The 21,168-nt window shown below is 63.4% G+C and carries 17 protein-coding genes and 1 other RNA gene; 13 read left to right on the forward strand and 5 right to left on the reverse strand.

Going from position 1 to position 21,168, the window contains the following annotated elements:
• Nucleotides 1-240 precede the first annotated feature (240 nt).
• Nucleotides 241-1,041 (reverse strand): GH25 family lysozyme, encoded by an 801-nt coding sequence (locus EN990_RS24410; RefSeq protein WP_013530938.1) that lies wholly within the window; start codon nt 1,039-1,041, stop codon nt 241-243.
• A 229-nt stretch (nt 1,042-1,270) separates the two neighbouring features.
• Between EN990_RS24410 and EN990_RS24415 the strand changes: the two genes are divergently transcribed.
• Nucleotides 1,271-2,650, forward strand: coding sequence for a serine hydrolase (locus tag EN990_RS24415; protein ID WP_064993831.1), 1,380 nt, complete (start codon nt 1,271-1,273; stop codon nt 2,648-2,650).
• 52 nt (nt 2,651-2,702) lie between these two features.
• On the opposite strand, the gene EN990_RS24420 is transcribed toward EN990_RS24415, so the two are convergent.
• The 3 genes from EN990_RS24420 to EN990_RS24430 all read right to left on the reverse strand — a co-directional run bounded on the left by EN990_RS24420 (nt 2,703) and on the right by EN990_RS24430 (nt 8,372).
• The gene (locus EN990_RS24420; RefSeq protein WP_027160644.1) at nt 2,703-3,386 is read right to left on the reverse strand and encodes a class I SAM-dependent methyltransferase; all 684 of its coding nucleotides are present in this window, start codon (nt 3,384-3,386) and stop codon (nt 2,703-2,705) included.
• On the reverse strand, nt 3,383-4,630 hold the full coding sequence (locus tag EN990_RS24425; RefSeq protein WP_245465167.1) for a DUF3419 family protein: 1,248 nt from the start codon (nt 4,628-4,630) through the stop codon (nt 3,383-3,385). The genes EN990_RS24420 and EN990_RS24425 overlap by 4 nt, the downstream gene beginning before the upstream one ends.
• A gap of 94 nt (nt 4,631-4,724) precedes the next feature.
• Nucleotides 4,725-8,372: a hydantoinase B/oxoprolinase family protein gene (locus EN990_RS24430; protein ID WP_127368885.1), complete on the reverse strand. Its 3,648-nt coding sequence runs from the start codon at nt 8,370-8,372 to the stop codon at nt 4,725-4,727.
• 80 nt (nt 8,373-8,452) lie between these two features.
• On the opposite strand from EN990_RS24430, the gene EN990_RS24435 reads away from it, so the two are divergent.
• The 5 genes from EN990_RS24435 to rnpB all read left to right on the forward strand — a co-directional run bounded on the left by EN990_RS24435 (nt 8,453) and on the right by rnpB (nt 11,874).
• Nucleotides 8,453-8,827 carry a hypothetical protein gene (locus EN990_RS24435; RefSeq protein WP_244514312.1) on the forward strand — a complete coding sequence of 125 codons (375 nt, stop codon included), beginning with the start codon at nt 8,453-8,455 and terminating at the stop codon, nt 8,825-8,827.
• A 174-nt stretch (nt 8,828-9,001) separates the two neighbouring features.
• Nucleotides 9,002-9,721, forward strand: coding sequence for a DnaJ family molecular chaperone (locus EN990_RS24440; RefSeq protein WP_027160641.1), 720 nt, complete (start codon nt 9,002-9,004; stop codon nt 9,719-9,721).
• Nucleotides 9,718-10,473, forward strand: coding sequence for an N-acetylmuramoyl-L-alanine amidase (locus EN990_RS24445; protein WP_127368884.1), 756 nt, complete (start codon nt 9,718-9,720; stop codon nt 10,471-10,473). The genes EN990_RS24440 and EN990_RS24445 overlap by 4 nt, the downstream gene beginning before the upstream one ends.
• A gap of 209 nt (nt 10,474-10,682) precedes the next feature.
• Complete coding sequence (locus EN990_RS24450; protein ID WP_127368883.1) at nt 10,683-11,414, forward strand: transglycosylase SLT domain-containing protein; 732 nt, start codon at nt 10,683-10,685, stop codon at nt 11,412-11,414.
• 50 nt (nt 11,415-11,464) lie between these two features.
• An RNA gene (gene rnpB, locus EN990_RS24455) (RNase P RNA component class A) lies at nt 11,465-11,874 on the forward strand.
• Between the two features lie 88 nt (nt 11,875-11,962).
• Here the strand turns inward: rnpB and EN990_RS24460 are convergent.
• Nucleotides 11,963-13,090, reverse strand: coding sequence for a cystathionine gamma-lyase (locus EN990_RS24460; RefSeq protein ID WP_127385611.1), 1,128 nt, complete (start codon nt 13,088-13,090; stop codon nt 11,963-11,965).
• A gap of 410 nt (nt 13,091-13,500) precedes the next feature.
• On the opposite strand from EN990_RS24460, the gene mraZ reads away from it, so the two are divergent.
• Genes mraZ through mraY form a run of 7 tightly spaced genes read left to right on the forward strand, consistent with a single transcriptional unit; the run spans nt 13,501 to nt 21,163 of the window.
• Nucleotides 13,501-13,959 (forward strand): division/cell wall cluster transcriptional repressor MraZ, encoded by a 459-nt coding sequence (gene mraZ / locus EN990_RS24465; RefSeq protein WP_013530948.1) that lies wholly within the window; start codon nt 13,501-13,503, stop codon nt 13,957-13,959.
• Complete coding sequence (rsmH, locus tag EN990_RS24470) at nt 13,956-14,990, forward strand: 16S rRNA (cytosine(1402)-N(4))-methyltransferase RsmH (protein ID WP_027160638.1); 1,035 nt, start codon at nt 13,956-13,958, stop codon at nt 14,988-14,990. The genes mraZ and rsmH overlap by 4 nt, the downstream gene beginning before the upstream one ends.
• Nucleotides 14,991-14,994: 4 nt before the next feature.
• A complete protein-coding gene (locus EN990_RS24475; RefSeq protein ID WP_127385609.1) occupies nt 14,995-15,393 on the forward strand; it encodes a hypothetical protein in 399 nt (132 codons plus the stop codon).
• A complete protein-coding gene (locus EN990_RS24480; RefSeq protein WP_127370393.1) occupies nt 15,390-17,099 on the forward strand; it encodes a penicillin-binding protein 2 in 1,710 nt (569 codons plus the stop codon). The genes EN990_RS24475 and EN990_RS24480 overlap by 4 nt, the downstream gene beginning before the upstream one ends.
• A gap of 54 nt (nt 17,100-17,153) precedes the next feature.
• A complete protein-coding gene (locus EN990_RS24485; RefSeq protein ID WP_127385608.1) occupies nt 17,154-18,608 on the forward strand; it encodes a UDP-N-acetylmuramoyl-L-alanyl-D-glutamate--2,6-diaminopimelate ligase in 1,455 nt (484 codons plus the stop codon).
• The gene (locus EN990_RS24490; RefSeq protein ID WP_127385607.1) at nt 18,605-20,062 is read left to right on the forward strand and encodes a UDP-N-acetylmuramoylalanyl-D-glutamyl-2,6-diaminopimelate--D-alanyl-D-alanine ligase; all 1,458 of its coding nucleotides are present in this window, start codon (nt 18,605-18,607) and stop codon (nt 20,060-20,062) included. Before EN990_RS24485 ends, EN990_RS24490 begins: the two co-directional genes overlap by 4 nt.
• A gap of 18 nt (nt 20,063-20,080) precedes the next feature.
• On the forward strand, nt 20,081-21,163 hold the full coding sequence (gene mraY / locus EN990_RS24495) for a phospho-N-acetylmuramoyl-pentapeptide-transferase (protein ID WP_013530954.1): 1,083 nt from the start codon (nt 20,081-20,083) through the stop codon (nt 21,161-21,163).
• Nucleotides 21,164-21,168: the final 5 nt, after the last annotated feature.

Genomic DNA, 21,168 nt, shown 5'->3' on the forward strand with positions numbered 1-21,168 from the left:
CGGTTGCACTCTTTACCGCTGGCTGTGTCGAAAAGCAGGCGGCAGGCCCGGTGTCAACGGTGTTCTGCGGCAGCTTCTCTGCTGGAGTGATTTGATGCAGGGCAGTGCTGCCGTTGCACCGGTTCAACGGAAGCTCTGCTGGAGTGATTTGATCCAGGGCGGTGCTGCCGTTAAACCGGTTCAACGGAAGCTCTGCTGGAGTGCTTTTGATCCAGGGCGGTGCTGCCGTTGAACCTGACGTCAACGGGTGTTCTGCCGCAGCCATTTGTTCCAGGCGGCTTCGCTGCCGTTGAAGACGTTGATGTCGGACTTGCCGGTCATGCCGGGAACGATGCCGGTTCCGGTGTACTGCCAGAAGGTGAAGGGGTGGCTGCCGTATTTCTCACGCGGATGGCCGGCGACGGAACGCAGCCAGTAGGGATAGCCGCGGAACCCCGACAGCCCGTTGTCGTCGAAGAAGTCGACGGAAGTGTAGATGATCGGCTTCTTGCCGTAATGGCGTTCGACGATTTCGAGGAAGGTGGTCATCTCCGCGCGCACCGTGGCGGCGTCGGGACGCAGCCTGCAGGTCGGCGATTGCGGGTTCCATTCCATATCGAGGACCGGCGGCATCGCCGAGCGATCGACGGGGACGTTGCGGATGAACCAGCGCGCCTGAACGGCAGCCGGGGTGCAGAAATAATAGAAATGATAGGCGGCTCGCGGAATCCCGTTGGCCTTCGTGCGCGCCCAATGCTCGCTGAAATACTCGTCGAAACGGTCGCCGCCCTCGGTCGCCTTGATGAAGGCGAAGGAGATGCCGCTGGCCCTGGCAGCCGGCCAGTCGACCGAGGTCTGGTATTTGGAAACATCGGTGCCGTGGACGGCATAGTTCCACGGCGCGCCGCTCTCCCATTCATGCGGCTTGGAGTCGGCAAAGCGCGGCGCGCGCACGGCAACCGTCGGGCTGCTCGAAGCGGATGGCGACAGCGGCGAGAGATCGTCGACGGTCGAGCAAGCACCAAGCAGCGCTAGCATGATCAGGCCCGCAAGACGGCGCATCGCAATTCCCGAGCCGGATTCAGCCGGTCGCTGATGGGTCTCTACACTGATGGCCTGCTTTGTGATCGGGCCCCCTCCGAACGATCGCCCCACAGCATCGCTCAGCATATCCTGTGATCGCCGATCATGGTTGATAATCCGTTGATGACGCTCGACAAGCATTGTGATTTGCGGAAGCAATGGCGGCAAATCGATGACATAAGGGTCGCGCAGGGCCCGGAGGAAATAAATGCGGATCGTGGTCAAGATCGTCAAATGGCTGCTTGGCCTGATCGTCCTGGTGATCGCAGCACTTTTTGCCTGGCTTTATATCGCGCCACCGGAGTTGATCAGGGTTGGCTCGGGCTACTCGGCCAAGATCGTCTGTTCGAACGTTTTTATCGCCGGCCGCGATCCCAATGAGGTGCTGGCCGTCGACGTGCAGGCACCCGGGCATCCCCTGCTGCGGTTAATGCGGGTTTCGGTGGACAAGAACAGGGGAACGGTGTCTGCCGGCCTGTTCGGTTTCCTCGGCAAGAGCGTCGCCGTAGCCCGCGACGGGCTTGGCTGCGCTTCGGTTCCGGACGGCGACGTAGGAAAGGTGCGGCGGACCGCGATCCAAGCGGAGCCGTCCGCAGTCACCATGGGCGACCTGTGGCCGGAAGGCGAACGGGTCGAGGCATCACAGGATCCGGTTGTTGCCAAGCTGCTGGACGATGCGGCGCTGATCGGCACCGGCATGCGCGCGGTGGTGGTGGTCAAGAATGGCCGTGTCGTCGCCGAGCGCTACGGCGATGGCTTTTCCGCCAGGACGCCGCTGCTCGGCTGGTCGATGACCAAAACGGTGAATGCCGCCATCGTCGGTACGTTGGTCAAGGACGGCAAGATGGCTTTCGACAACAAAAACCTGTTCGCGCCGTGGAAGGCGGACGGCCGCGCCGCGATCAGCCTTGCCGACATGATGGCGATGTCGAGCGGGCTGGAGTTCAACGAGGATTATGGCGACGTCGCCGACGTCACGCGCATGCTCTATCTCGAACCTGACATGGCGGGCTTTGCCGAATCCAAGCCGCTGGCTGCAGAGGTCGGCAAACAGTTTTCCTATTCGAGCGGCACGGCGGTGATGCTGTCGCGCCTCTGGCAGGACGCGGTCGGCGACAAGGCCAGGGCGCTGACGTGGCCGCGCACGGCGCTATTCGAGCCGCTCGGCATGCACAGCGCGGTGCTCGAGACCGACGAGCTGGGCACCTTCGTCGGCTCGTCCTATCTCTACGCGACCGCGCATGACTGGGCGCGCTTCGGCCAGTTCCTGCTACAAGGCGGGGTGTGGAACGGCAACCAGATCCTGCCGGCCGGTTTCGTCGACTGGATGCGAGAGCCGGCATCCGCCTCGAAGGTCTACGGCAAGGGCCAATTGTGGATCGAGGCCCCGGGCGATGAGGAAAACCCCGGCGCCGGTGTCGCGGCAGGCCTGCCCAAGGACACGTACTGGATGGAAGGCCATGACGGGCAGACGGTTGCCATCATTCCCTCGGAGCAGTTGGTGGTGGTGCGGCTGGGGCTGACGCCTGCCAAGCTTGGCTATCGGCCGCAGACGATGGTGGGGGCGTTGGTGAAGGCACTCCATTAAGGTGCATTGACATTCAGGTGAGGTCGGCCTGCAAATGGCAGTTTCACCTTGGCTAGCCGCGCGGCCCGATAACCGCCAGCCAGGCGTAGCCGCGATAAAGCGTGCGGAAACGGAAGCTTGCGCCGGTTCGCCGAGATTCCGATTCCAGCACTTCGCGCAGCGATTCACGAGGCGCGACGTGGAATTTTTTCAGCCAGCCGCGCAGCAGTGTGCGAAACCAGCGCGGCAGGCCTTCCTGCTGGCCGAAATCGACGATGTGCAGCGAACCGTTCGGCGACAGGGCGGCAAGTGCCGCCGATACTGTTTTTTCCCAGCCGGGGATCATCGACAGCGAATAGGACACGAAGACACGGTCGAAGCGTTCGACATCGAAGAGTGCCCGGGCATCGAAATCGGTGGCATCGCCCCTAGCCAATATGACGCGACCGGACAGGCCCTCGCGGTCGATCGCCTTTCCGGCCGTCTCCAGCATTTCGGCCGAAATATCGAGGCCGAAAAAGCGCGCGTCGGGATAGTGACGGGCGGCGAGGATGACGTTGCGGCCGGTGCCGCAGCCGAGTTCCAGCACGGTGCCACCGACAGGCACGTCGAGCCCCGAGATCATTGGGTCGCGGCCGAGCAGGTAGTATTTGCGGGTCAGGTCGTAGATGTGGCGCTGCCAGCGGTAGACGCCGTCCATCAGTTCGGCATGGCTGGCCTTGAATTCGGGGCTGGCCGGCAGCTCGCTGGTGCTCATGCCGCGCGCTTCACGTAGAGGTGGAAGCCGCCATAGATGGCCGAGCGGTCGCGGGCCGAAAATTCGCGCGAAGCCTGGTCCTGATAGTCCCATTGGTCGAGCAGCGAGCTGGAGACGCGACCCGGCAGCAGGCTGGGCTCGGCGGCGGTGCGGAAGATGACGCGGGCGCCGGCCGAAGCCGTGCGGGTGATTTCCGCCCACAGCGCGTTGAGCTGGTCGTCGGTCATCCAGTCCTGTGCATCGAGCAGGATGAAACGGTCGACGGAGCCTGCATCCTTGCCGGCGAGAAACTCGATCAGATTGGCATGGTGGATGGCGACGCGGTCGACATTGCCGCGGATGCTCTCGTAATTCTGCTTTTCGAGATAGGCGGGCAGGGCGGCCTCGCCGGGGTTCGGATAGCGGCGGGCAAAGGCCTGCCAGGCGAAGTAGTTATTCTCCAGCGGAAAATCGCAAGCGAGTTTTTCCAGCCGGGCTTTCAGCACGCTGGCCATGGTGCCGTCGCCAGAAGTGATCAGCGAATCGTACTGCGCCGGTGGAATGCCGAGGCCGAACAGTGAAGCCTTGCGCGACGTCGCCCATCTCAAAAGCTTGTTGTCGAAGACCGGCGCCAACTCCTCGTTGAAGAAGCGGCGCTGCTCGCCGATGTTCCTGGCCTGCATGATGCCGGCTGGGTCGACGCCGAAGAATTTTCCCGTGCGATGGCCCATGGCGATGAACAGGCCGAGCAGGCCGGTCTGGTAGAAATTGCGGTCGAAGACAGTGATCCTACGGCGCCCGCGCCAGTTGCGGCGCTCCCAGTAGTGACGGCTGACAGGATCGAGATGCGGCGCGATGAAACGGTCATACGCTTTCGAATTGTGGCTGGTGTCGGCGGCGCCGAAGAAGCGGAACAGGTCGCCCTGCGATGGCAAATGGCGCATCGCCTCCAGCTTCATGCGGTTCAGGGCGATGTGCGCGGTGTTGAGGTCGACGGCGTCGACCCGGGCCGGCGAGCGCGTGAGGTAGGCCAGGATGTTGCAGCCGCCGGAGGCGATGGTGACGACGCGGTGGCCCTGGCCGAGCTGCATCGCCTCCATGTCGACATCGGGGTCTTCCCAGATCTGCGGATAGACGAGGCCGGAAAACAGGAAGGCGAACAGCCGCTCCGAAATGCCGGCTTTCGACAGCGGGCGGTTCTGATAGACGGCCTTTCCAACTTCCTTGCCGCGGCGAAAAACCAGATCTGCGGAAACGTCCGTCATGGCAAAGTGATTCCCCATTTGCTTTGCCGCAAGCGGGTAGCGCTCGGCGATGACAGATGGATGACAGCAGCCGGCTAGCAGCCCGGGGGCGAGGTCATCGCCGGCCAAATCCCCCCGGCGTCGGCGTCGTCAGGATGACGGCGTCGCCGGCCTGCAACATGGTCTGGTCGCAGGCTTTCAGCAGGTCGATCGTGCCGTCCTTGCGGCGGATCTTGGTCGAGCCGACCTCGCCATCGCCGCCTCCGTCCAGCCCCTTGGGAGGACGGTTGCGGTGCGAGGACAGGATCGCGCATTCCATCTTTTCGAGGAAGCGGATGGTGCGTTTGGTGCCATCGCCGGCGCTCCATCTGCCGTTGCCGCCGGAATTTTCCCGAATGTGGAAATCCTCGAGCAGCACGGGAAAGCGCAGTTCCAGCACTTCGGGATCGGTGAGGCGCGAATTGGTCATGTGGGTGTGGACGCCGGAGGTGCCGGCAAAGCCGCGGCCGGAGTTCATCTGGCCGGCCGGCGAGCCGGAGCAGATCGTCTCGTAGTACTGGTACGTCTTGTTGCCGAAGGTCAGGTTGTTCATCGTGCCTTGGGCGTTGGCCATGGCGCCCATGGCGCCGAACAGCGCGTTGGTGACATGCTGCGAGGTCTCGACATTGCCGGCGACGACGGCGGCGGGGTAGGCGGGTTTCAGCATGCAGCCATCGGGAATGATGATGTTGATGGGCCGCAGGCACCCGGCATTCATCGGGATCATATCCTCGACCATGACGCGGAAGGCGTAGAGCACGGCGGCGCGGGCCACCGGCTCGGGCGCGTTGAAATTGTTCTTCATCACCGGCGAGGTGCCGGTGAAGTCTACCGTCGCCTCGCGCTTTTGCCGGTCGACCGTGATCTTCACCTTGATGATCTGGCCGGTGTCGGTCGGGTATTCGTACTCAGAACTATCCGGCAGCCGCTCTAGCACGCGGCGCACGCTTTCGGCGGCATTGTCCTGGACATGGCCCATATAGGCCTCGACGACATCGAGGCCGAAATGGGCGACCATCTTGCGCAGTTCGGCTACGCCCTTCTCGTTGGCGGCGATCTGCGCCTTGAGGTCGGCGATGTTCTGGTGCGGATTGCGGGCCGGATAGCGGTGATCGGTGAGCAGCGTTTCCAGCTCCTTCTCGCGGAAGCGGCCACGGTCGACGATGCGGAAATTGTCGAACAGCACGCCTTCCTCGTCGACCGTGGTGGCGAGCGGCGTCATCGAGCCGGGTGCCGTGCCGCCGATATCGGCGTGATGGCCGCGCGAGGCGGCCCAGAACAGGATTCTTTCCTTGGCATCATCGAAGACCGGCGTCACGACAGTGATGTCCGGCAGATGCGTGCCGCCATTGTAGGGTGCGTTGAGGGCAAAGACGTCGCCGGGGTGGATGTCGCCGGAATTCAGCCGGATGATGGTTTCGACCGAGCGGTCCATCGAGCCGAGATGTACCGGCATGTGCGGCGCATTGGCGACCAGCGCGCCGGTCCGGTCGAAGACGGCGCAGGAAAAATCCAGCCGTTCCTTGATGTTGACGGAATAGGCGGTGTTCTGCAGCGTGACGCCCATCTGCTCGGCGATCGACATGAAGAGGTTGTTGAAAACCTCCAGCATGACCGGATCGGCCTCGGTGCCGAGCGCTGCCTGCCGGCGCTTTTTCTCGACGCGGCGCAGGAGCACATGGTTCCTGGCGGTGATTTCGGCCAGCCAGCCCGGCTCGATGACGATTGTCTGGTTCGGCTCGATAATCAAGGCAGGTCCCGCAACCCTGTTTCCCGGCTTCAGCGCCTCGCGGCGGAAGATGGGTGAAGTGCGCCACTCTCCCTCGGTGAAGATTTCGCGGGTCTGTGAAGGGCTTACGGCAAGGTCTTCGGTTCGCGATTCAGTTTCGTCGCGCCCAGTGCCGCCGGTGTCGGTGCCTTCGACGCCGACGGTCTCGACGATCATCGGCTTGTCGTCATAGACGAAACCGAACTGCGCCTTGTGGGCGATTTCAAAATCGCGCCTGGCCTGGAAAATCGAATCCGCCTCGAAATTCACCGGCAGTGTCGTGTCGGTGCCGTCGTAGCGAATGTGCAGCACCGACTTCGTGGCGACCGTATCCTCGCCGATGCCTTGCGCCGCGAGTTCTGCGACAACGGCTTTCCTCAAGGTGGCAATGAGGTTGCCGATCTCCGTTCTGGACTCTTCGGCAAGCGGTTTCAGCAGCGCCTGCTGGCGCGAGGCAAAGACCGAGGACAGGCCGATGCCATAGGCCGACAGAAGACCTGAGAAGGGATGGATCAGCACCGCTTCCATGCCGAGCGCATCGGCGACCAGGCAAGCGTGCTGGCCGCCGGCGCCGCCAAAACAGTTCAAGAGATATTCGGTGACGTCGTAGCCGCGCTGCACGGAGATCTTCTTGATGGCATTGGCCATGTTTTCGACGGCGATAGTGACGAAGCCCTCGGCGACAGTCTCGGGCGACCGGCCATCGCCGATTTCGGCGGCGAGTGCGGCGAATTTTGCCCGTACCGTCTCGACGTCGAGCGGCTCGTCCTGGCCGGGTCCGAAAATGGCCGGGAAGAAATCGGGCTGCAGCTTGCCCAGCATCACATTGGCGTCGGTGACGGCGAGCGGGCCGCCGCGCCGGTAGGCTGCCGGGCCGGGATTGGCGCCAGCCGAATCCGGCCCGGCCCGGAAGCGGCCGGCCTCGTAGTGCAGGATCGAGCCGCCGCCGGCGGCGACGGTATGGATGCGCATCATCGGCGCGCGGATGCGCACGCCGGCGACCTCGGTGTCGAAGGCGCGCTCATATTCGCCGTCATAGTGAGCGACGTCGGTCGAGGTGCCGCCCATGTCGAAACCGATGACCTTGTCGAAGCCGGCGAGCCTGGCCGTCTCGACCATGCCGACGACACCGCCGGCTGGTCCTGACAGCAGTGCGTCCTTGCCCTGGAACATGTCGGCGGCGGTGAGACCGCCCGACGACATCATGAACATCAGGCGGGGGGATTGATCGCTCTCCCCCACAAGGGGGGAGCTTGGCGCCGCACCCAACTCTCCCGCCACCCTTTGCACATAGCGCGACAGGATCGGCGACAAATAGGCGTCGACCACCGCGGTGTCGCCGCGGCCGACCAGCTTGATCAGCGGCGAGACCTCATGGCTGACCGAGACCTGGCTGAAACCGAGTTTGCGGCAGACTTTCGCCACGGCCTTCTCGTGGTCGGGGTATTTCCAGGCGTGCATGAAGACGATGGCGACCGCATCGATGCCATCGGCCCTGGCCTGTTCGATCGCCGGCCGGCAGGCGGCGATATCGAGCAATTGTTCGACGCAGCCATCGGCGCGCACACGCTCGTTGATTTCGATGACGCGCTCGTAGAGTTGTTCGGGAAGGATGATCTCCTTGGCGAAGATGTCCGGGCGTGCCTGGTAGGCGATCTTCAGCGCATCGCGGAAGCCCTTGGTGATGAGCAAAAGCACGCGGTCGCCCTTGCGCTCCAGCAGCGCATTTGTGGCGACCGTGGTGCCCATCTTGATGTCGCCGATCAGGCCGCTCGGGATCGTGTCGCCGGCCGACAAGCCAAGAAGGTCGCGAATGCCCTGGATGGCGGCATCGTTATAGGCTTCGGGATTTTCGGAGAGAAGCTTGCGCGGGTGCAGCCCGCCTTCCGGATCTCGGCCGATGATATCGGTGAATGTGCCGCCGCGGTCGATCCAGAAATCCCATTTTTCGGTCATGACAGCCCCTGGCGCTCTTCTGTTCGATCGGTGTTTCGGCACATGCTGTTAGTTCGCTACGGCCTGGGCGGCAATCGCAAATGAACCAGACGATGTTACATGCGGAAACGCAACGTTACGAAACTCATGGCCGGCTGACGCATTTGTCCTTCGACCGCTCACGGCAACGTGAGCGTGTGTTGAAGGAGAGACAAATGAAAAAGCTCATTCTCGCGTCCGTTTCCGGTTTGGCTTTGCTTGGCGTCGCCGCCTGCAGTGACAGCGGTACGGACAACACCACCACCCAGAGCACCAACCCGCCGGCCGCCGAGGAACCGATGAAGCCGGCCACCCCGGAAGCCACGCCGCCGGCCGCGACGCCTCCGGCAACGGATAATTCGACCACGAAGAGCATCACACCCGAGAAGCCCGCCGAGCCGGCTCCGGCAACACCAGCTCCTGCGCCCGCGCAGTAGTGAGCAAGCAGTACTTCTTGTGATGAATGAGGAAGGCCGGCTCGCGCCGGCCTTTCTCATGTCGTCCGGGCGCCGTGGGCCAATCCCTCTCGCGCGCCGGATCGATTTGTCGCGCAAAGCCTGCGGCACTGTCCCGGCTTGATAGGAGGGAGCGGTGGCTCTAAGAAGCAGGCCATGTCGATTTGGGATCGCCTCGGCGAGTTCATCACCCGCGTTTCATCCTCAACCTCGTCGGGTGTCGCCGACGTTGTCGAGGCTGTGCGCACGGTTTTCTCCGGCGATGCGGATTTGCGCCGGCGTGTCGCCTTTTCGGTGGCGATGATCGCGCTGTCGGCCAAGATGGCCAAGGCCGATGGCATCGTCACCCAGGACGAGGTGCGCGCCTTCCAGGAGATATTCGAAGTGCCGCCGAAGGAGACGCGCAATGTGGCGCGGCTGTTCGATCTCGCCCAGCGCGACGTGGCCGGTTTCGAAACCTATGCCGAGCGGATGGCGCAGATGTGCGGTTCGGGGCATTCCAACTGCGTGATGCTTGAAGACATACTCGACGGTCTGTTCCATATCGCCAAGGCCGACGGGCTGGTGCACGAGCGCGAAGGCCATTTCCTGCACCGCATCGCCGAGATTTTCCGCATCGACGAAGTGCATTACGAAGCCATCATGGCCCGGCACGTCAATCTCGGCGCCGGGGATCCCTATGTCGTGCTGGGCATCGAGCGCGGCAAGCCGTTCGAAGAGGTCAGGAAACGCTATCGCAAGCTGGTTTCCGACAATCATCCGGATCGGCTGATTGCGCGCGGCCTGCCTCAGGAATTCATCAAGATCGCGACCACCAGGGTGGCGGCGATCAATGCCGCCTACGAGATGATCGAGCGGGGCCTGCGCCACGCATGAGCGGCTTTCTGCCCGACGAGCCACGTGCCGAAGTCAGGGTATCGCCGAATTTCGGCCCGCGGCGCGAGACACCCAGGCCCGACATGATCGTGCTGCACTACACCGGCATGGCGACCGGCGCCGGGGCCGAGGCCTGGCTTTGCGATCCGGCCAGCGAGGTCTCGTCGCATTATCTGGTCCACGAGAATGGCCATATCGTGCAGATGGTCAGGGAAAGCGACCGCGCCTGGCATGCCGGCAAGAGTTCGTGGTTCGGATGCGCCGACATCAATTCCTGTTCCGTCGGCATCGAGATCGTCAATCCGGGGCATTCGCTGGGCTATCCCGGTTTTCCCCGGCGGCAGATCGATGCCGTGATCGGGCTGTGCCGGGGGATCGCCGGTCGGCATTCGATCGCCGCCGAGCGGGTACTCGCGCATTCCGATGTTGCGCCGGGGCGCAAAATCGATCCCGGCGAGAAGTTTCCGTGGCGGACGCTATTCGAGGCCGGTGTCGGCCATCTCGTTACGGCCGCGCCCGTCAGGCGAGGCGCCACTCTGACAACCGGCGACACCGGCGGCGATGTCGAAGCGTTGCAGTCGATGCTGGCGCTCTACGGCTATGGCGTTGAAATATCCGGCGTTTTGGACCGGCAGACGGAGGCGGTGGTCGAAGCCTTCCAACGGCATTTCCGGCCGCGCAAGGTGGACGGCGTTGCCGACGGCTCGACGCTGCGGACGCTGCAAAGGCTGCTTGCTTCCGTGAAGCGCTAATCCCCGGGAGACCTCTCCCAAGCAATTCTTTCCAATCCTTAAGTTACAGGCTGTCACTCAAAGTGACTTGCCTGGCCTTGTTTGACACCAATTCGGGCGTCAAACGGCTGACGTGTAGATGTCGGACCCCAAGCCCCCCGGGTTGTTCCGACGTTGGTTAGGCGTTGCTGCGTGAACATCTTCGCGCGGTTCAGACAGAACAGGATCACATGCAGAAATTTACCGTTTTAACGGCAGCTCTTGCTGCCGGCGTAATGACTTTTGCCTTCAGTGCGGCGCATGCAGCGTCATTCAGCCCGCGGGCCGATCAAGGGTTTCCCGTGGTATCCGCAAAAAGCGGCAAGGCAGGCCACGACGCCAAGGCGACAAAGCAGGCATCCGCCAAAGCGGAGACGAAGCGGGCTTCCGCCAAAGCGGAAAAGGCAAGCTGGTCCAAAGCGAAGAAGTCCATCGCCAAAAGGCAGACGAAGCGCGGCCGCAAGACCGTCGACATGACGAGAACGGCATCGATCGGCCTCAGGAACGCGGCGGAGTCGACGGCCGCGGTGGCGAGCAGCGGCCAGTATTCCGCAATCGTTGCCCGCTATGCGGCGATCGAAGGCGTGCCGGTGTCGCTCGCCTCGGCGGTCATCAAGATCGAGAGCAACTACCGGCCCAACATCGTCGGCAGCGCCGGCGAGATCGGCCTGATGCAGATCAAGCCGGCCACGGCTCGGATGATGGGCTATAGCGGCTCCGCCAAGGGCCTGTTCGATCCCGACACCAACATCAAATACGGCATGAAATACCTTGCCATGGCACGGAGCCTCGGTGGCGGCACGACCTGCGGCACCATTCTGAAATACAATGCCGGACACGCCGCAACGCGGATGAACCCCGTGTCGGCAGCCTATTGCGGCAAGGTCAAGGTGCAGATGGCTGCGCTTGGATCGCCCGCATAAGTCAGCTTTTTCGTTTGCGTTTTCGGGCGTGAACCCCTTTATACGCTCTGCCAGCTGGCTGGGCGGCCGCACCCGCAAACGCCGAAAGGTCGTGGGTGAGGAAAGTCCGGGCTCCATGGAAACACGGTGCCGGTTAATGGCCGGCGGGGGCGACCCCAGGGAAAGTGCCACAGAAAGCAAACCGCCACGATCCGGCTTGCCGGATTCGGGGCAAGGGTGAAAGGGTGGGGTAAGAGCCCACCGCGCGACTGGCAACAGGAGCGGCACGGTAAACCCCACCGGGAGCAAGACCGAATAGGGACGGTGCGAGGGGAAACCCTCGAGGGCTGTTTCCGGCTCACCGTCCGGGTAGGTTGCGTGAGGCGCATGGCAACATGCGCCCAAGATGAATGGCCGCCACGTTCTCGCCTCGCAAGGGACGAGGGCCATACAGAACCCGGCTTACAGGCCAGCTGGCAATTTCTCTCCCCCGATATCAAGAGAAATCTCTTGAAATCAGCAGGTTGCGCCCCTGGGGCGCGCCTGTTGATTCAAGCCTGTCCGGCCGTTCATCCGAGCCGGGAGCCGCTGATCCCGTCCAGCGACGTCTCGATCGCTTTCCAGAGCTCTTCCACCGGCTCGCAGCCGACCGACAGGCGGACGAAACCGGCGGAGACCGCATCGCCTCGCTTCAGGCGCCGCTCGGCGGAGGTGTGGACGCCGCCGAAGGATGTCGCGGCCTGCATCAGGGCACAATTGTTGATGAAGTCCTCGGCTTTGTCTTCCGAGGCGAGTTCGAACGAGATGAGAAAGCCGAAGCGCTCCATCTGGGCGCGGGCTAGGTTGTGCGAAGGGTCGCCTTCCAGCCCGGGATAACGCAGGCCACTGATTGCCTTGTGGCCCTGCAGCCGCCGCGCGATGACTTCCGCCGAGGAACACATGCGATCGAAGCGCACATCCAGTGTCTCCAGGCCGCGGTGCACCAGCCAGGCTTCGAACGGACCGGGAATGCTGCCGGAAACTTCGCGCCAGCCGGTCACGGCGGCGATGATATCGGCATTGCGACTGGCGACATGGCCGAACAGCACGTCGGCATGGCCATTGGGTGCCTTGGTGTCGGCGGCAACGACGATATCGGCGCCGTGGTCGAGCGGTCGTTGGCCGAAAGGGGTCATGGTCGTGTTGTCGACCACAAGGATCGCGCCGGCTTTGTGGACAGCATCGGCAACGGCGGCGATATCGCAGATATCCAGCCCCGGATTGGCAGGGGTTTCGACAAATGCCAGCCGATAGCCATCGAAGCCGCCATCGAGGAAGGTCGAAGTCGGCCTGACATCATAGGTGATGCCGAGCGGCTTGAGGAAGCGCTCGGCCAGCGCTCGTGTCGTGTGATAGCCGTCCGATGGCAGCAGGATACGGTCGCCGGCCTTGAGCACGGCAAAAAACGCCGCCGAGATTGCCGCCATTCCGGAAGGGAACGCGACGCAGGGCGCGTCCTCCAGATGGGCCAGCATATGCTCGACCGCGTCCCAGGTCGGGTTGCTGAATCGCCCGTACTGGTTGAAGCCGGTGGCGTCGCCGGGCGCATGAAAGATGGCGGCCATGGTCAGCGGCAGGGGAATGGAATCGCCCATGGCAAGCGCGCTGCGTCGCAGGTGAGGAAGCGCTGCAGCGCGTGACTTTGCTGTTTCAGACATCAAATTTCAGACCCTGTTGGTGACCGGCTGGATGTGGCGAGACGCTATGCCCGGCAGCGGCTCGCGGCAAGGCGCGTCCAGTTGGGCCAGGCGGCTCTAAACGCTTCGTTAGGCTTAATAGACCATAAAGACGAGACGTGTCGTCACGGCTGCTCTCATTGGTCGCGGCGCGCGCGTTTGTGAAGCCTATTCCCGTTGACGCCCATAGTGCCCCATGATATCCCATCCAGACATCAAAGCCTTCGTTCCGTGTCAGGGTAAAGCGTACGCCAATCGGGCAGCCGCGACGGCTGCGCGTTTGCCGGTTTTTGCCTGTGCGGACGAGGCTGATACGGGGCAGGGAACGCGCTGCGGCGGCGCGTGCGACAAGATGCAGAGGGGTGCGGCGGCGCAAGCGGCTGTAGCGTTTAATGGACCGGTTTCTGTCAAACACGGTGAGCAGGATCGATGCGAAGGGGCGGGTGTCCGTTCCCGCGCATTTCCGTGCCGTCGTGCAGAAGCGCGGCTATTCGGAACTCTATGCGCTGCGCTGCCTGGACCTGCCGGCGATGGATGTCGGCGGGCTCGACCTGCTCGACCGCTACGAGCAGCGCATAGCGCTCGAGGATCCCTTCCTGCAGACGGCGGACGATATGTCGTTCTTCTGCCATGGCGACGGAACCTTCTTGAAACTCGACCAGGACGGCCGCATCACGATGAGCGATTTCCTTCGCGAACACACCGGCATCTCGGCGGAAGTGGCCTTTGTCGGGCGCGGCAATTTCTTTCAGATCTGGGAGCCGGGACGGCTTGCCGCCTATGGGGCGCAGGCGCGGGCACGGCTTTTGCAGCTTCGGCAGGGGACGAAGCCTGGGGAGCGACCGGAATGACGGCAGGCCACGGCGATGACCTTCCTCGCGCCGTAGATGGGCACGCCGTTGGCGGATCGGCCCGCCACATTCCGGTCCTCCTTGCCGAAGTGCTCGAAGCACTGGCGCCGGCGCAGGGCGACCTCATCATCGACGGCACGTTTGGCGCCGGCGGCTACACCAGGGCCATTCTGGCGACAGGCGCCTCCGTGGTGGCGATCGACCGCGATCCGGATGCCATTGCGGCCGGGCGCGATCTTGAAGTGCAGTCGGGTGGTCGGCTGCGGCTGGTGCAGGCGCCGTTCTCGACGCTGGACGAACATGTCGAGAGCGCCGACGGGATCGTGCTCGACATCGGCGTGTCCTCGATGCAGCTCGACCAGGCGGAGCGCGGGTTTTCGTTCCGCGCCGACGGGCCGCTCGACATGCGCATGGCGCAATCGGGCCTCAGCGCCGCCGACGTCGTCAATTCCTTCAAGCCGGGCGATCTTGCCCGCATCTTCGGCTTCCTCGGCGAGGAGCGCCATGCCGGACGCATTGCCCGCATGATCGAGGCGCGCCGCGAAAAGCGCCCGTTCGAGCGCACGTTGGAACTCGCCGACGCCATCGAGACGCATATCGGCCGGGCGCCGAAGGACAAGATCCATCCGGCGACGCGCGTCTTCCAGGCGCTGCGCATTTTTGTCAATGACGAGCTTGGCGAACTGGCCAAGGCCCTGTTTGCGGCCGAACGCGCTCTGAAGCCGGGCGGACGGCTCGCCGTGGTCACCTTCCATTCTCTGGAAGACCGCATCGTCAAGCGTTTCATCGCCGACCGGGCCGATGTCGCGACCGGCTCGCGTCACCTGCCCGAGGCGCATGCGCGCACCGCGACGTTCCGCAAGGCGGGCGGCGGCGTGACGGCCGGCGACGCCGAGGTGGCGGCCAATCCGCGCGCCCGTTCGGCCAGGCTGCGCGCGGCGGTCCGCACCCAGGCGCCGGCGCGCGGCAGCGACTTTTCGATTTTCGGCCTTCCAAAGCTTCCCGGTATCGACCGGCCGGGGGAGAGGTAGCTAAGTGTTTCGTACCAGCGACATTGTCCTGATCGCCGTCATGGTTGCGGTCGCGGCCCTTACCTACAAGGCCAAGCGCGAGGCCGAGGAACAATTGGCCGCCGTGCAGAAGATCCATGCGCAGATACGCTATGAGGAGGACACGATCGACCTGCTCAAGGCCGACTGGAGCCTGCTTACCCAGCCGTCGCGGCTGCAGAAGCTCGCCGAACTCTACAAGTCGCAGCTCGAACTCGAGCCGGTCAGCGCCCGCCAGATCGGCGGTGTCGGCGACCTGCCGGTCAAATCCCTTGACATCCAGGACATCTTGTCGGGACGCCAGGGCGGCATGGCTGATAGTTCGGGCGGCAAGGCGCCGTCGGACGGCAGGGATCCCGTGGTGACCGGAGGCATCGCCCAATGATCGGTAAACTGCTGAAACGTCGCGCCAGGACGAGTGAAGATGGATCGATCGTGGTCGAGGGCGCCCGCAAGGCGACCGGCGGCAAGGGCAGGACGCGCATCATCATGACGATGGCGGTGTTCTTCGGCATCTTCTCGACCATATCAGGGCGGCTGGTCTATCTCGGCTTCCAGACCCCCGATATGTCGGGCGGTCCGCAGAGCCGGGTGACGGCATCGCGGCCCGACATCGTCGACCGCAACGGCGAAGTGTTGGCCACGGACATCAAGACGGCGTCGCTGTTTGCAGAACCACGCCGGATTGTCGACGCCGACGAGGCGATCGAGAAGCTGTCGACGGTGCTTCCCGACATCGACTATGAGCAGACCTACCATAAGCTGAAGAGCGGCGCCGGTTTCGTCTGGCTGCAGCGGCAGCTGACGCCCAAGCAACAGTCCGACATCATGCAGCTCGGCATTCCCGGTTTCGGCTTCCGCACCGAAAAGCGCCGCTTCTATCCGAGCGGCGAGACCTCGTCCTACATTGTCGGGCTCACCAACATCGACAACCAGGGCATCTCCGGCATGGAGAAATATGTCGACGAGCAGGGGCTGAGCGACCTGCAGGCGTCGGGCCTTGCCATTGCCAAGGATCTCAAGCCGGTAAAGCTTTCGATCGATCTGCGCGTGCAGCATGTCGTGCGCGACGAGATCGCCGCCGGCCTGGAGCGCTATCGTGCCATGGGCACCGGCGCCGTTGTGCTCAACGTCAAGACCGGCGAAGTGGTGGCCATGGCCTCGGTGCCGGATTTTGATCCGAACAATCCCTACAACGCACAAGACAAGGACCGGCTGAATCGCATGTCGGCGGGCCTCTACGAGATGGGTTCGACCTTCAAGAGCTTCACCTCAGCCATGGCGCTCGATTCCGGCAAAGCGACGATGGCGAGCCGCTTCGATGCTTCGCATCCAATCCGGGTCGGCCATCAGGCCATTCACGATTTCCACGGCAAGAACCGTGTGCTGTCGTTGCCGGAGGTGTTCCTCTACTCGTCCAACATCGGGTCGGCCAGGGAAGCCGAGATGGTCGGCATCGAGGGGCATCGCGAATTCCTGCATCGCCTTGGCATTCTGGACAGGATGCAGACCGAATTGCCGGAGACTGCCCGTCCGACTGAACCGAAGGTCTGGAAACAGGTCAATTCATTCACCATCGCCTTCGGCCATGGCGTGTCGACGACGCCGCTGCAAGCGGCTGTGGGCTGCGCGGCGTTGATGAATGGCGGCTTCCTGATGAACCCCACCTTTCTGGTGCGGACGCAGGCGGAAGCGATGGCCACCGCCAAGAGAGTGGTGAGCGAAAAGACCGTCGAAGGCATGCGCTACCTCTATTCGCTCAATGCCGAAAAGGGCTCTGCCAGAAACGCCAGAGTCCCCGGCTACCGCGTTGGCGGCAAGACCGGAACCGCCGAGAAGGTCATCAATGGCCGCTACTCGAAGGACTTGAATTTCAACACCTTCGTCGCCGCCTTCCCGATGGACGATCCGCAGTATCTGGTGTTTACCATTGCCGATGCCCCGCACCCGGAAAAGCCCGGCATGACGGATGTCGCGGCTGCGAATGCTGGGGTTATGGCCGGCAATATCATCAGGCGTTCAGCTGCCATGCTTGGCGTGAAGCCAGATTTCAGCCATGAAAATGGTGCAACGCTGGTTTCCTATCAGTGATTCTTAGGGCGCGCCGGCAACAGCGCGCTATTTTGTTGCGGTGAACGGGACTCGATGAAGCTCAGAGATCTAGCCGGTATCCTGCCCGTCGAGGGAATAGCTTCCGTCGATCTGGAGGTTACAGGGATTTCTTCGGATTCCCGCCAGGTAAAAGCGGGCGTTGTCTTTTTTGCGCTCGCCGGAACCAAGGCCGACGGTGCCGTTTATGCCGCAGATGCCGCCGCGCGCGGTGCGGCCGCGATCGTGGCGGGCAAGGGCAGCACCATTGCCGGGCTCCCGGTTCCGGTGCTGGCGGTCGACGATCCGCGCCTGGCGCTGGCGCAGAGTGCGGCACGCTATTTCGGCAAGCAGCCTGAGATCATGGTCGCGGTGACCGGCACCAGCGGCAAGACCTCGGTCGCAGCCTTCACCAGGCAGATCTGGGAGCAGGCCGGTTATGCCGCCGCTTCGATCGGCACCACCGGCGTGGTGGCGCCTGGGCGCAACGACTATGGTTCGCTGACGACACCCGATCCGGTCGCCCTGCATCAATTGCTGCGGGAATTGGCCGATGCCGGCGTCACCCACGCCTCGATGGAAGCCTCCAGCCATGGGCTCGACCAGCGCCGCCTCGACGGCGTGAAGCTGGCTGCCGGCGGCTTCACCAATCTCGGCCGCGACCATATGGATTATCATCCGACCATTGAGGATTATCACCGCGCCAAATTGCGCCTGTTCGACACGTTGCTGCCGAAGGGCGCGCCGGCCGTGATCTTCGCCGACGATCCATGGTCGGCGCCGACGACCGTGGCAGCAAAGGCTGCCGGGCTCAATGTGCTGACGGTCGGCCGCCATGGCGACTTCCTCAGGCTGAAACGGGTCGAGCACGAACGCCACCGCCAGCGGGCCGAAGTCGAGGCCGACGGCGTGCTCTACGAGATCGACCTGCCGCTGGCCGGTGATTTCCAGATTTCGAACGCGCTGGTTTCGGCGGGTCTTGCCATTTCCACGGGAACACCTGTCGCCAAGGCCTTGATGGCGTTGGAGAAACTGAAGGGCGCGCCGGGCCGGCTCGACCTCGTCGGCACCACCGGCAATGGCGCGCCGGTCTATGTCGACTATGCCCACAAGCCGGACGCGCTTGAAAACGTGCTGGCCTCGGTGCGGCCGTTCACCACCGGCCGCGTCATCGTCGTGTTCGGCTGCGGCGGCGACCGCGACCGGGGAAAAAGGCCGATCATGGGCGAAATCGCGACGCGGCTTGCCGATGTCGTCATCGTCACCGACGACAATCCGCGCTTCGAAGTGCCGGAAACGATCCGTGCCGCTATTTTGGCCGCTGCTCCAGGTGCCATCGAGATCGGCGACCGGCGCCAGGCGATCCACGAAGCGGTCGCCATGCTGCATGCCGGCGACACGCTGATCGTGGCCGGCAAAGGCCACGAGGAAGGCCAGACGATCGGCTCCGAGACCTTGCATTTCTCCGATCATGAGGAAGTCCGCGCGGCACTCACGGAGCGCGCAGCATGAGCTTGCTGTGGACCTCCGAAGCGCTGGTTGCCGCCATGGACGGGCGGCCGCTCGGGCCGATGCCGGATGGCATTTCAGGCATTTCGATCGACAGCCGCAGCCTGCAGCCGGGCGACGCCTTCTTCGCCATCAAGGGCGAGGCGATGGACGGCCATGACTTCGCAACCGCCGCCATCAAGGCTGGCGCTGGCGTGCTGGTGGTGGCCGAAGGCAAGCTGCCGTCGCTCGGCCGGCTGACAGCGCCGATCATCGTCGTCGAGGACGTGCTGGTCGCGCTGGAAAAGCTTGGAGTTGCATCGCGCGCCCGCTCGAGCGCGAAAATCATCGCTGTGACCGGTTCGGCCGGCAAGACCACCACCAAGGAAGCGCTGCGCCATGTGCTGCAAGCCGTAGGCAAGGTGCATGCCTCGGCGCAGTCCTTCAACAATCACTGGGGCGTGCCGCTGACCTTGGCGCGGATGCCTGATGATTGCGACTATGCCGTGTTTGAAATCGGCATGAACCATCCCGACGAGATCCGTCCGCTGGTCAAGATGGTGAGGCCGCATGTCGCCATCGTCACCATGATCGCGGCGGCGCATCTCGGCTTTTTCCGCAATCTGGACGAGATCGCCAAGGCCAAGGCCGAGATTTTCGAGGGGCTGGAGCCCGAGGGGGCCGCCGTCCTCAACCGCGACGATGCCCGCTTCAAGATGCTCGACAAGATGGCCCATGCCGCCGGTGTCGAGCACGTCTACGGCTTCGGCGAGAATGCGCGCTCTACCTTCAAGCTCACCAAATGCGAACTGCATGCCGATCATTCCGACATCACCGCCAGGATCGGCGGCCACGAAGTGACGGCGCGGATCGGCGCGCCCGGCCGCCATATGGTGCAGAACGTGCTGGCGGTGCTGGGTGCGGCGCATCTGGTCGGCGCCGATCTCGACAAGGTTGCTTCAGCACTGGCCGATCTCTCCGCCGAGCGCGGGCGCGGCAAGCGCCATGTGCTGCGCCATCCCGGTGGCTCGACTTCGAGCCACCCCGGTGGACTGATCACGCTGATCGACGAAAGCTACAACGCCAATCCGGCATCGATGGCTGCTGCGATGGCGTTGCTCAACGCGACGCCGGTGACGGGCGAGGGCCGCCGCATCGCCGTGCTCGGCGACATGCTCGAACTCGGCGACCATTCGACCAAGCTGCATGCGGCCCTTGCCGATCTCATCGTCGGCACGGGCACGCAGACCGTTTTTCTTGGCGGCCCGGAAATGCGGGCGCTGGCCGAAGCGCTGCCGGCTGACATCAAGACGGAATACCGCGCCGGTGTCGAGGAGCTGAAGCCGGTGCTGCTTGCCGCGCTCAAGCCGGGTGACGTGGTGATGATCAAATCGTCGAAGGGCATCGGTTTTGCAAAACTGGTCGATGCGCTGCTGGGCAAATTCCCGGCTGAATCGACAACCAGAAAACAGACCTAGGTCGGGGGACGAAAGCGCATGTTCACACTGCTCGTCGATTTTGCGGACAAGGTCTCGGTCTTCAATGTCTTCCGCTACATCACCTTCCGCACCGGTGGCGCGCTGATCACGTCGGCGCTGATCGTCTTCATCTTTGGACCGACCATCATCAATTCGCTGCGGCTGCGGCAAGGCAAGGGCCAGCCGATCCGCGCCGACGGGCCGCAGACACATTTCAAGAAGGCCGGCACGCCGACCATGGGCGGGCTGATGATCCTGTCGGGCATCATCGGCTCGTCGCTTTTGTGGGCGAACCTGTCGAGCATCTATGTCTGGGTGGTGCTGCTGGTGACGCTGGGCTTCGGCTCGATCGGCTTTTACGACGACTATCTGAAGGTCACCAAGCAGTCGCATCTCGGCTTTTCCGGCAAGGCACGGCTGGCGCTGGAATTCGTCATCGCCGGCATCGCCGCCTGGGTGATCATGCACAATGGCCAGGCGCCGTTCTCGTCGTCGCTGACTTTTCCCTTCGCCAAGGAATTCATCGTCAATCTCGGCTGGTTTTTCATTCCGTTCTCCTGCTTCGTCATCGTCGGCGCCGGCAATGCGGTGAACCTGACCGACGGCCTTGACGGCCTGGCGATCGTGCCGATCATGATCGCGGCTGCCTCCTTCGGCGTCATCGCCTATCTCTCCGGCAACGCCGTGTTCGCCGAATATCTGCAGATCCATTTCGTGCCCGGCACCGGTGAACTGGCGGTCGTGCTCGGCGCGGTCATCGGCGCTGGCCTCGGCTTCCTCTGGTTCAACGCGCCGCCGGCGGCGATCTTCATGGGCGACACCGGATCGCTGGCCATGGGCGGCCTGATCGGCACCGTCGCGGTCGCCACCAAGCATGAGATCGTGCTGGTCATCGTCGGCGGATTGTTCGTCGTCGAAATCCTGTCCGTCATCATCCAGGTCGGCTACTTCAAGATGACCGGCAAGCGGGTGTTCCTGATGGCGCCGATCCACCATCATTTCGAAAAGCTCGGCTGGACCGAAAGCCAGGTGGTGATCCGCTTCTGGATCATCGCCGTCATCCTGGCGCTGGTCGGCCTGTCGACCCTCAAGCTGAGATAGGAAGC

Origin of the sequence: Mesorhizobium sp. M7A.F.Ca.US.005.03.1.1 (assembly GCF_003997975.1) — a bacterium.
In the GTDB taxonomy this organism is placed as follows: Bacteria; Pseudomonadota; Alphaproteobacteria; order Rhizobiales; family Rhizobiaceae; genus Mesorhizobium; species Mesorhizobium ciceri.